The 11,098-nt window shown below is 63.1% G+C and carries 10 protein-coding genes; 6 read left to right on the forward strand and 4 right to left on the reverse strand.

Annotated elements, in window-relative coordinates:
• Positions 1-51: 51 nt before the first annotated feature.
• The 5 genes from BJQ17_RS25285 to BJQ17_RS25305 all read left to right on the forward strand — a co-directional run bounded on the left by BJQ17_RS25285 (position 52) and on the right by BJQ17_RS25305 (position 4,750).
• Positions 52-363 (forward strand): hypothetical protein, encoded by a 312-nt coding sequence (locus BJQ17_RS25285; RefSeq protein ID WP_003247302.1) that lies wholly within the window; start codon positions 52-54, stop codon positions 361-363.
• Positions 360-1,094 carry a YkgJ family cysteine cluster protein gene (locus BJQ17_RS25290; RefSeq protein ID WP_070096808.1) on the forward strand — a complete coding sequence of 245 codons (735 nt, stop codon included), beginning with the start codon at positions 360-362 and terminating at the stop codon, positions 1,092-1,094. The genes BJQ17_RS25285 and BJQ17_RS25290 overlap by 4 nt, the downstream gene beginning before the upstream one ends.
• A gap of 200 nt (positions 1,095-1,294) precedes the next feature.
• The gene (locus BJQ17_RS25295) at positions 1,295-1,519 is read left to right on the forward strand and encodes a hypothetical protein (RefSeq protein WP_003247304.1); all 225 of its coding nucleotides are present in this window, start codon (positions 1,295-1,297) and stop codon (positions 1,517-1,519) included.
• A 205-nt stretch (positions 1,520-1,724) separates the two neighbouring features.
• Complete coding sequence (locus BJQ17_RS25300) at positions 1,725-3,059, forward strand: OprD family porin (protein ID WP_003247305.1); 1,335 nt, start codon at positions 1,725-1,727, stop codon at positions 3,057-3,059.
• A gap of 200 nt (positions 3,060-3,259) precedes the next feature.
• On the forward strand, positions 3,260-4,750 hold the full coding sequence (locus BJQ17_RS25305; RefSeq protein ID WP_003247306.1) for a sensor domain-containing diguanylate cyclase: 1,491 nt from the start codon (positions 3,260-3,262) through the stop codon (positions 4,748-4,750).
• On the opposite strand, the gene BJQ17_RS25310 is transcribed toward BJQ17_RS25305, so the two are convergent.
• A complete protein-coding gene (locus BJQ17_RS25310; protein WP_003247307.1) occupies positions 4,747-5,223 on the reverse strand; it encodes a PA2169 family four-helix-bundle protein in 477 nt (158 codons plus the stop codon). The genes BJQ17_RS25305 and BJQ17_RS25310 overlap by 4 nt on opposite strands.
• 201 nt (positions 5,224-5,424) lie before the next feature.
• Between BJQ17_RS25310 and BJQ17_RS25315 the strand changes: the two genes are divergently transcribed.
• A complete protein-coding gene (locus BJQ17_RS25315) occupies positions 5,425-5,646 on the forward strand; it encodes a DUF3820 family protein (RefSeq protein WP_003247308.1) in 222 nt (73 codons plus the stop codon).
• 194 nt (positions 5,647-5,840) lie between these two features.
• Here BJQ17_RS25315 and BJQ17_RS25320 read toward each other — a convergent pair whose 3' ends face one another.
• From BJQ17_RS25320 to ptsP, 3 genes are all read right to left on the reverse strand, one after another.
• Positions 5,841-7,583, reverse strand: a complete 1,743-nt coding sequence (locus BJQ17_RS25320) for a PTS fructose-like transporter subunit IIB (protein ID WP_003247309.1) — start codon at positions 7,581-7,583, stop codon at positions 5,841-5,843.
• On the reverse strand, positions 7,580-8,527 hold the full coding sequence (gene pfkB / locus BJQ17_RS25325) for a 1-phosphofructokinase (RefSeq protein WP_070096809.1): 948 nt from the start codon (positions 8,525-8,527) through the stop codon (positions 7,580-7,582). The genes BJQ17_RS25320 and pfkB overlap by 4 nt, the downstream gene beginning before the upstream one ends.
• The coding region (gene ptsP, locus BJQ17_RS25330; protein WP_070096810.1) for a phosphoenolpyruvate--protein phosphotransferase at positions 8,528-11,098 on the reverse strand (2,571 nt) is incomplete at its 5' end.

Consider the following 11,098-nt stretch of genomic DNA (forward strand, 5'->3'; position numbering starts at 1 on the left):
GTGACTCGGGCATAATTCGCGCCCCTCGCAAGAAAATTGCCGGAATCGCGTATGAAGCTTCTCAGCTCTATCTTGATCAGCTGCGCCCTCTTCAGCGGTATTGCCCAGGCCTCCAGTAGCCAGGCCTGGAACGAGCAACGCCAGCAGATGCTCAAGGCTTGCCTGACCGCCAGCCAGTTCAAGGACGCCCATGCCCGCGGCAAGCCCGCCGAGTTTGATGACCAGGTCGGCATGAGTGCCCTGCTGATCGAAGGCGTCTACCCACAGAAGCACATGCAGCAGCGCACCGGCACCGAACTGTGCCTGTACGACCGCCAGCACCAGCGTGCTTTCGTCAGTGAATGGAGCCCGGAGGCCAAGTGACCGACCGCTTACGTTTCGGCTGTACCGGCTGCGGCAAATGCTGCACCGGCCACCATGTGCCACTGACGCTGGCCGAAGCGCGTCGCTGGGCGGACGATGCCGGCCAGGTGGTGGTACTGATCGAGGCCTTCGTCGTGGACGGCCCCGGCATGCCGCTGGAGCAGCGTGACCATGTGCTGCGACGCTCCCATCCAGTGCATTGTGGCGAGGGCGAGGCACGCGTCTCGGTGACCTTTGCTGCATTCAACCCCGGACGTTGCCGTAACCTCGACGCCAACGACCTCTGCACCATCTATGAGCAGCGCCCGCTGGTGTGTCGCATCTATCCGGTAGAAATCAACCCGCATATCCCGCTGCGGCCAGACAGCAAAGACTGCCCGCCTGAGGCTTGGCAACAGGGGCCGGAGCTGATTCATGGCGCGCAACTGGTCGATGTGGAACTGCAGGCACTGGTACAGGCTTCGCGCCAGGCCGACCGCGATGACATTGCCGCCAAGGTGGCGGTGTGCCAGGTATTGGGCATGACGACCAGTGCGCTCAAGGGTAACGGTTTTACCGCCTACTTGCCGGATATGGGGGCCTTTGCTGCAGCACTGGCGCAGGTACAGGGGAATGAAGCGGCACAGTGGACCTTGCATGTGCAGGATGAAGCGCTGACGGCAAGCTTGCAGGCACTGGGTTTGCGCACAACCCATCAAACCCCGGTTTATTACGCCTTTATCGGTTTCTAGCCTGACCATTTTGCACAAGGCGGCACCCTGTGCAGGTGCTCTAGCACGGGACTTTCGCCGAAAGTCCTATTGATTTTCGCAAGGATCGTTACCTTTTGCGCAACAGTGCTTATCGCACTTCGCTCTGTTTCGAGTGCACTGAAAGGACTAACTTTACCCCTGTCCTCATTAGCACTTGCACCGCAAGAAGGTAGTTTCAAATGTCCAACAGTATGGGTATTGCCAGCGTCTTCGTCCTGTCTTCCCTGTTGTTGTCGCCCCTGGCCATGGCCGAAGAATCCCCGGCTTTCGTTACCCGTAATGCAGCGTTCGCGGCGGTCCATCAAGAGGCCCGTGAGGCTGTTGCCGCAAACAAGGCAGATACCGCAAAAGACGCGAAACAGACAGCTTCCAAAGTGAACGTCGATGCCAATGCCGACAGCTGATCAAACGCTGTCGCTGTTCCTTCTTTCCCTTGGCTACGCCATGGGCACCTCCGGTGCCGATATGTTAGCCTTTTAAAGCCGCTGCCGATCAGCGGCTTTTTTTATGTGCTTTAACACTCAGCCCGGCTGTAACGTGTACCTATAAAAAAGACGCACATTCAAATATAAAAACTGCCCCACCGTCAGACCAAAGGAGCTAGTACCGGTGCCTTCCGCGTTTCGTTTTACCCCGCTTTTCATTGCGTTGACTGCAACGATCCCTTTCGCCGCCCAGGCAGATGAAGACAAGGCTGATGGCTTCATCGAAGGTTCGTCCTTCAACCTGCATTTTCGTAATGCCTACTTCAACCGCGACAACCACAACGCCGGCGTGCGCGACACCCGCGAGTGGGGCCAGGGCGCGGTAGCGCGTTTCGAGTCGGGCTACACCCCTGGTGTGGTCGGCTTTGGCCTGGATGCTCATGCCATGCTGGGCCTGAAGCTCGACGGCGGTGGCGGCCATGCCGGCACCAGCATCCTGCCCGAACACATCAAGGACGACGGCGAACTGGGCGCTGCCCCGCATTCGTTCTCCACTGCCGGTGCTGCGGTCAAGCTCAAGGCCTTCGACACCGAACTGAAAGCCGGTGACCTGTTCCTCACCAACCCGGTGATCGCCGGCGGTGAAACGCGCATGCTGCCGCAAACTTTCCGCGGTGTAAGCCTGACCAACACCAGCATTGATGGCCTGTTGCTCGAAGGCGGCCAGGTCAGCTTCACCCACCCGTACAACCAGAGCGGCCACCGCCGCATCGACACCTACTACGGGTCACTGGACGAGCACGACAAGAGCAAGCACCTGAACTGGGCCGGCGCGTCGTGGAGCGGTACCGAGCACATCACCGCCAACCTGTACGCCGCCGAGCTGAAGGACATCTGGAACCAGTACTACGCGGACTTCGACTACACCTATGTGGTCAATGACCTGGTCAGCCTGAACCCAGGCGTGCACTTCTATCACACCCAGGACACCGGTCAGGCCCTGCTAGGCAAGATCGACAACAACACCTACAGCGTGCACTTCACCGTCAACGCAGGCTTCCACAGCGTCACCGCCGCCTACCAGCGAGTGAACGGCAACACGCCATTCGACTACATCAACCTGGGCGACAGCGTGTACCTGGACAACTCGCGCATGTACTCGGACTTCAACGCGCCTAACGAGCGTTCGTGGAAACTGCAGTACGGCTATGACTTCGCCGGTGTCGGTGTGCCTGGTTTGTCTACCTCGCTGTCCTACTCGCGCGGCGAGGCTGACCTGACCAAGGCCACTCAGGACACCACTCACTACGACTACTACCGTGAAGATGGCAAGAACGCCATGCACTGGGAACGCGACCTGGACGTGAAATACGTGTTCCAGGAAGGTGACCTCAAGGACCTGTCGGTGCTGGTGCGTTATGCCACCCACCGCGGCAGCCAGGGTTATGCGTCGATCGACAGCAACAGCGACAACGATGAAGTGCGGGTCATCGTCGACTACCCACTGAACGTGTTCTGATCTTTTGCTGCCAGTGTAGGAGCGGGTTCACCCGCGAAGAAGGCTTCGCCGATGTTCGCGGGTAAATCCGCTCCTACAGGGGCACACGGCAACTCGAAAAGAACAGTACACCGTGCTTCCGTCGGACAAATCTTGTCCGACAATCCCTGCTTCCCTAGAATACCGCCGCCGCGAATGGCCCTGCCCACGCAGTAGCGAGCATGCCCACCCAATCCCCGCGTTTCGCAATCTACAGGTCGCACCCCGAGCTGATCCTCAATCTGGGCAGTTGCCTTGCCGTGCTCGCCATCGTGGCCATCGTCAGCTACCTGCTTGCCCGCGAGCGCGAGAGTGTCGAGCAGTCGGCGGTGCGCTCGTCGAACAACATCGTCCAGCTGATCGAAAGCGACATTCTGCGCAACGTCGAACTCTACGACCAATCACTGCAAGGCCTGATCTGGGCCGTCGGGCGCAAGGAACTGCCGGAAGTCCCCGGCCCGATACGCCAGCGCCTGCTGTTCAATGAAGCCTTCGTCGACCGCAAGCGCGGTGACGTGCTGTGGCTGGACAAGCAAGGCAATGTCGTCGGCGACTCCACCAGCAGCGTGCCACGCAAGGCCAACTTCGGCGACACCGGGGTGTTCAAGGCCCACCAGCACAATGCCAACCTCGGCTTGCTGGTGGGCCCCCCGTTCAAGGCCAAGCTTGGCGACCTGGACTGGTGTATCAGTTTCAGCCGACGCATCTCGGGCCCCAATGGCGAGTTCGCCGGGTTGGCAGCGGGTGCGCTGCGCCTGTCGTACTTCAATGAGTTGTTCCAGCGCCTGGACATTGGCCACGACAGCAGCATCAACCTGTTCAATACCGACGGGCAGTTGCTCGTCCGCCAGCCCTCCCCCGCGCAAGACCCGCTGATTGGCACTTACTACACCGAACGGCCCAATTTCAAGCGCATCCTCAGTGAACAAAGCGGTAACTTCACCGCCCGCTCCCACAGCAGCGGCAAGCCGCGCATATTCACCTTCGCCCGGGTCGCGCAATTGCCCCTGATCGTACTGGTGGTGGATTCGGCCGACGAGGTGTTTCAGTCCTGGCGCCGCACCGCCATTCTGGTCAGCGTCGCCACCGGCGGTCTGTGCGTGGGCATTCTGTGGCTGACGTTGCTGCTTGGCCGCGAACTGCGCCGCCGCCACGAAGCCGAAGAAAACCTGGCCATGCTCGCTTCCACCGATAGCCTGACTGGCCTGGCTAACCGCCGCAGGCTGGACCATGTGCTGCGCCAGGAATGGGCCCGCGCCCAACGCAGCCGTAAGCCGTTGGCGATACTGATGGTGGACGTGGACCACTTCAAGGCATTCAACCAGCGCCATGGCCATGCCGGTGGCGACCATGCCTTGCGCGAAGTGGCGAAGGCCATCGAAGCCTGCATTCGTCGCCCGGCAGACCTGGCTGCGCGCTATGGTGGGGAGGAGTTTCAGGTAGTGCTGCCGGAAACCGATCTGGCCGGGGCCCAGCTACTGGCTGAACGCATCCGCGCCAGCGTCGAGGCGCTGGCACCGTTTGCGGATGATGCCCACGCAGTGACCGTGAGCATCGGTATCGGTCTGTCCGGCACCCAGCACGACCTTGGCAGGGTGCTGGGTGCTGCGGACGAAGCGCTCTACCGCGCCAAGGCCAATGGCCGAAATCGGGTAGAGGGCCCGCTCGATTAGGAGCGGGCGCGGGCAGCGTTGCGCAGGGCCTTGACCTGGTCATGGTTGCGCTGCACGCCTTGCAGCTGCTTTTCCACCAGGCTGTAGGTCATGTCGCTGGCAGTGCGGCCCAGTTTCACCAGCTTTTCGCGGGCTTCCTTGTAGGCCTTGAGGGCGTGGTCCTCGCCACGCTCCACCTCGTTCAGCACGGCTTCTTCGTCCTTGCCGGTGACCATCGACTTGAGGTTGACCCAGCCGCGGTGCAGGTCGCCACTGATGCTGGTAGAGGTTTCCGGATCACCGCCCAGGCGGCGCACTTCGCCCTGCAATTCACTGGCAGCGTTGGCGCACTCGCCCGCACGCTGGACGAAGAACGCTTTCAGTTCGGGGTTCTTTACATCATCGGCCGAGGCCTTGAAACCTTTCTCGCCATCCTTGCTGTACTCGATCAGGTCGTTGAGTACGTCGATCACGTCTTTGTTGGGGTTGCTCATGGTCGAACTCCTTGGCAGGTGATAGTCCTCTAGAGAATTGCAGTGTTCGTGCCACGCTTTTAAAAAACGCAAACACTTTATTATTCAATAACTTATAGCTTGATGGGAGACTACTGTTTACGGCGTTCTGCATGATTGCCGCTTGGGGCTTCGTGCAGATTGCAGTATGGTCGGCGCCTTTCCACAGCCAGGTGCGCGAAGATGAAGCCGGAAACCCTCGAACTACTGGTGACCCGCAGCATGCCGTTCGGCAAGTACCAGGGCAGGATCATTGCCGACCTGCCCGGGGACTACCTGGCGTGGTTTGCGCGCAAGGGCTTCCCGGCAGGGGAACTGGGCGGGTTGCTGGCGTTGATGCATGAGATCGATCACAACGGGCTGGGTGATCTACTGGTGCCGTTGCGGCAGAAGCATCGCCGTTGAAAGGCCAACACGGGCTCTGTGGGAGCAACTGTCTTGCTCAATTTCTGAAAGCTGGCGCGATCCGTGTGGGAGCGGCCTTGCGTCGCGAAAGGGCTGCACAGCAGCCCCGGGATTTCAGCGTCGATGCAAACAATGCCGGGGCCGCTTCGCGGCCCTTTCGCGACACAAGGCCGCTCCCACAGAACGAGGTCTGCTCATACACTTTTAGCAGGCGCCACGGCCAACTCCACACCCTCGCTCTTCTTGATAACCGCATACACCACCGCTGTCACCAGGCTACCCGCCACAATCGCCAGCAAATACAGCAACGCATGGTTGATCGCGTTGGGGATCAACAACACGAACAAGCCGCCATGCGGCGCCATCAGCTTGCAGCCAAAATACATCGACAACGCCCCGGTCAACGCACCACCGGCGATACTGGCCGGAATCACCCGTAAAGGGTCCTTGGCGGCAAACGGAATCGCCCCCTCGGAGATGAAGCACAGCCCCAGCGCCAGCGCCGCCTTGCCCGCCTCGCGCTCGCTCTGGGCGAACTTGCGCCTGGCCAGGAAGGTGGCAATACCCAAGCCAATCGGCGGCACCATGCCGGCGGCCATGGTCGCCGCCATTGGCGCGTAGCTCGATGAGGCCAGCAGCCCCACCGAGAACGCATAGGCGGCCTTGTTGATCGGCCCGCCAAGGTCGACGCACATCATGCCGCCCAGCAACAGCCCCAGCAGGATGGCATTGGTGGTGCCCATGCTGTCGAGGAAGTGCGTCAGGCCTTCGAGCATCGCCGCTACCGGCTGGCCGACCACGTAGATCATCACCAGCCCGGTGAACAGACTGGCCAGCAATGGAATGATAAGGATCGGCTTGAGCGCCTCCAGGCTGCTGGGCAAGCGCGCCCATCGGGCAATGGCCTTGGCACTGTAACCGGCGAGGAAACCGGCGACGATGCCACCGATAAAGCCGGCCCCCAAGGTGCTGGCCAACAGGCCGCCAATCATGCCCGGGGCCAGCCCGGGGCGGTCGGCGATGGACCAGGCGATATAGCCTGCCAGTAGCGGAACCATCAGTTTGAAGGCGGCTTCACCGCCAATCTGCATCAACGCCGCCGGCAAGGTGCCCGCCTCTTTGTAGGCCTCGATACCGAACACGAACGACAGGGCAATCAGCAGACCGCCGGCCACCACCATCGGCAGCATGAACGACACACCGGTCAGCAAGTGCTTGTACACGCCGGTTTTCTCGCCCTTGGCCGGCGTGGTCGCTGCTGCAGCGTCGGCAGCGTTTTCCACCGTGGCCTGCGCCAAGGCTTTGTCCAGGGTAGCGCGGGCCTGCTTGAGGGCAATGCCGGTACCACAACGGTAAATACGTTTACCGGCGAAACGTGCAGTGGGTACTTCAATGTCGGCGGCCAGCAGCACCACGTCGGCCGCTGCGATGGCGTCAGCGGACAAGGGGTTGCGCGCACCGACCGAGCCCTGGGTCTCGACGGTAAGCTGGTAGCCCAGTTGTTGTGCGGCTTGCTGCAAGGCTTCAGCGGCCATGAAGGTATGGGCTACGCCGGTCGGGCATGCCGTGACGGCAACGATGCGGGCGCCAGCACTGCCAACTGCGGCGGGGGTGCCTGTCACCGCGGCCAGCAGTTCGGCGTTGGCCGCCGCTTCGTCGAGAAAGCCTTCGCGATCAGCCAGCGCCTGGGACGGCGTGCTTTGGTAAAGGCGCTTGCCGACGAAGCGGGCCAGGTCCACCGGCCCGGTGCTGACCACAAGCACCCAGTCAGCCTCGGCGATCTGTGCGGCGCTCAGTTGCCGCTCGGGGTGTTCAGTATTCTGCACTTCGACGCTGGTGCTCCAGCCGCGCCGCTGAGCAGCGGCGGACAGCAAGCGTGCGCTCAGTACACTCGATACCTGGCCGTTGGGGCAGGCGGTGACTATGGCAATGTTCATCGGCAACCCTCTTGTTGTTCTGTCAGTTGCACGGCCGCTTCCAACTGCGCCAGGTGCTCGCGGTCATGGATGCCGAAGCCAACCTGGGTAACGGCCTGGGCGGCGATGGCAGTGGCCCGGGTCAACGTCTGTGCAGGTGCCTCGGCCAGCAGCAGGCCGTGGACCATGCCGGCCACCAGCGAATCCCCCGCCCCCACCGTGCTGGCCACCCGCACCTTGGGTGGGCGGGCCTGCAGGGCCAGATCGCGCCTGAACCAAGTGACGCCCTGCTCGCCCGCAGACACCACCACGTGTTCAACGCCACTGTCCAGCAGGCGCTTGGCGGCGGCGCGCTGTTGCGCCAGGTTATCCACAGCCAGGCCCAGCACTTCGCCCAGTTCGTCGGTATTGGGCTTGACCAACCAGGGCGCGCTTTGCAAGCCGACACGCAGGGCTTCACCACTGCTGTCCAGGACTACCTTGAGGCCTTGGGCCTTCAACCGTTCGAGCAACTGGCGGAACCAGTCGGCACTGATTCCACGCGGCAGGCTACCGGCCACCACCACGGCATCGTGACCGGGGGCAATCTGTTCCAGCCTGTGCAGCAAGGCACTGCGTGCCGCCTCGTCGACCTCCGGGCCCTGCCCGTTGATGTCGGTCACGCGGCCATCGGCCTCGACCAGCTTGATATTGCTGCGGGTTTCGCCCGACACACGGACAAAGCAGTCGGTAAAACCGCGGCCGTCGATCAGCGCCTCGAAGGGCTGCAGATTGTCGCGCCCGAGGAAACCGCCCACGGTTACGCTGTGCCCCAGGTCGGCCAGTACCTGGGCAACGTTCAGCCCCTTGCCTGCGGCGTGACTGTGCTGCGCCTGGCTACGGTTGACCTGCCCTGGGCGCAGAGTGTCCAGGCCGATGGTGATATCCAGCGCAGGGTTCAGGGTAAGAGTGAGGATCTTGGCCATTCAGTAACGCTCCACCAGCGCGCGAACTGCTGCGGCGCTGTCCTGTTGCAGGGCCTCGCGCGCCAGGGCGCGGGCTGTCTGATGATCGGCCTGGCGAACCAGTGCCTTGACTTCGGCGATGCTGCGCGCGGAGACGCTGAGTTCGTCCACGTCCAGCCCCAGCAGCACGGCCACCGCCTGCGGGTCGGCCGCCAGCTCGCCACACACGCCCACCCACTTGCCGTGGGCATGGGCGGCGCGCACGGTCATGTCGATCAGGCTCAATACCGCCGGGTGCAGGCCATCGGCCTGTGCCGAGAGGCTGGGGTGGCCACGGTCGATGGCCAAGGTGTATTGAGTCAGGTCGTTGGTGCCGATGCTGAAGAAGTCCACCTCGCGCGCCAATTGCGCTGCCAGCAGGGCCGCTGAAGGCACCTCGACCATAATGCCCAGTTGCAGGTCGGCTACCGGGATTTCTGCACGCAGGCGCTCTACCATGGCCCGAGCCTCACGCCACTCGTGCACCTGGCCAACCATCGGGAACATGATACGCAACGGGCGCTGGTCGGCGGCCCGCAGCAACGCGCGCAACTGATCTTCCATCACTTGCGGGCGCTGCAGGGTCAAACGCACGCCGCGCACGCCGAGGAAGGGATTTTCCTCGGCAGCGATCGGCCAGTAAGGCAACGGTTTGTCGCCGCCAACATCCAGGGTGCGCACCACCAGCGGGCGCCCATCGAGGCCATCGAGCACGCGGCGGTACTCGGCTTCCTGGGTAGCCACATCCGGCGCTTGAGGGTGGGCCATGAAAATCAGTTCAGTGCGCAGCAGGCCGACACCTTCGGCGCCCTGCTCCACCACCTTGGCGATGCCGTTGCTATCGCCGATGTTGGCAAACACCTCGACGGCATGCCCATCAAGGGTGATAGCCGGCTCGAAGCGGTTGGCCCAGGCGGCCTGCAGGCGTTGCTCGCGCAGGTCACGCTCGGCCAGCGCCCGCTGCAGTTCATCCGCTGGCGGTGCGACGCTGACCACACCACGCTGGCCATCGAGCAGCAGCGGCGTACCACTCTCCAACAGCAGTATCGATGCACCCGCGCCGACCACTGCTGGTATGCCCAACGCACGGGCGACGATGGCACTGTGGGCCGTGGCGCCGCCCTGGGCGGTGACAATGCCGGCAACCCGGTTGGGGTCCAGGCGGGCAACATCGGATGGACCGACTTCGGTCATCACCAGCACATAGGGTTGCTCGGGTTCAGCCTGCGCCTGCACACCACACAACTGCGCCAGCACGCGGCGGCCAATATCGCGCAGGTCGGCGGCGCGCTCGGCGAGCAGCGCATCGTGCAACGCCTCTTGCTGACGGGCCGCAGCTTCGATCACGGCCATCCACGCGGCCGCAGCGCTTTCGCCCTGGGCCAGGCGCTGTTCGACGTCGTCGCTCAGGGCCGGGTCGGCAAGCATTTCCTGGTGGGTGACGAAAATTTCGCCAATAGCCTTGTCGCTGCGCAGGACCAAAGCCTGCAGTTCGCCATTGACGGTAGCCACGGCTTCGCGCAGTTTCTGCCGCTCCAGGGCGCACGATTCACCCCGCAAGGGATAGTCGAACTCACGCTCGACACAGACATGCGCCGGGCCGCTGGCAATGCCGGGGGCGGCGCCCACACCCTGGATACGGCTGCCGGCCGCTGGCGCTTGCAGTACTTCGGGTACGTCATCGGCAATGGGCGCGACGCTCTGCGGTAGCGGTTCCACCTCTTCACCCAAGCCTTGTTCGATAGCTGCCAGCAGCACCGGCAAGGCATCGGCAGCGATGCTCGGTTCGGCGACCAGTTCCAGTGCCTGACCACGGCGTGCGCCGAGGCTGAGCAGCTTGCTCAGGCTCTTCACCGATACGGCTGGCTGCGCGCTATCGACCAGGCGCATACGGATTTCCCCTTCAAAGCCTTTGGCCAGTTGTGCAAGCACCTTGGCCGGTCGCGCATGCAAGCCATGTGGATTGGCCAGCACGACACGTGCGCTAGGCCAGTCCGCCGGCGCTTCACCGCCCAACACTTCCAGTACCGCACGGCTGCTGGTGGCCTGGTAGAGCATCTGCCCGCGGCCTTCGATCAACACTTCGCACAGACGCTCGAGCAGGGCCTCGTGAGCGGCGCCAAGGCTGGCCAGGCAGAACAGACCGTTGAGCGGTTGGTCGCGGTAACGCAGCGGCTGCTGCGGGGTGATGAAGGCGAGACCCGGCTGACGAACCTGGCGCTCGCTGTGCAGCCACCACAGGCCCTCACCCAGCGGCAGCGGCTCGGCTTGCTGCAGCACGGCGGCAAAGCCACTGTCGACACAGTCGGCACGTTGCAGCAGGCGGGCACCGCGCCAGGCCAGTTCGTCGAAGTCTTCTGCCGGCACGTTCAGGCCGACCAGCTGCGCATCCAGCGCCAGCGCCTGGGGCGCGCCCTGCAGCAGCTTGAGCAGCGCTTCGGCAGAGCTGGCCCGGCGCAAGGCTTCGGCCAGGTCGGTCTCGCCCAGCGCCCGGGTCAACAGCTGCAGCAGGCGCAGGTGTTCGTCGGAGCGGGCGGCAATACCAATGGCCAG

Origin of the sequence: Pseudomonas sp. NBRC 111139, from assembly GCF_001753955.1 — a bacterium.
Classification (GTDB): domain Bacteria; phylum Pseudomonadota; class Gammaproteobacteria; order Pseudomonadales; family Pseudomonadaceae; genus Aquipseudomonas; species Aquipseudomonas alloputida.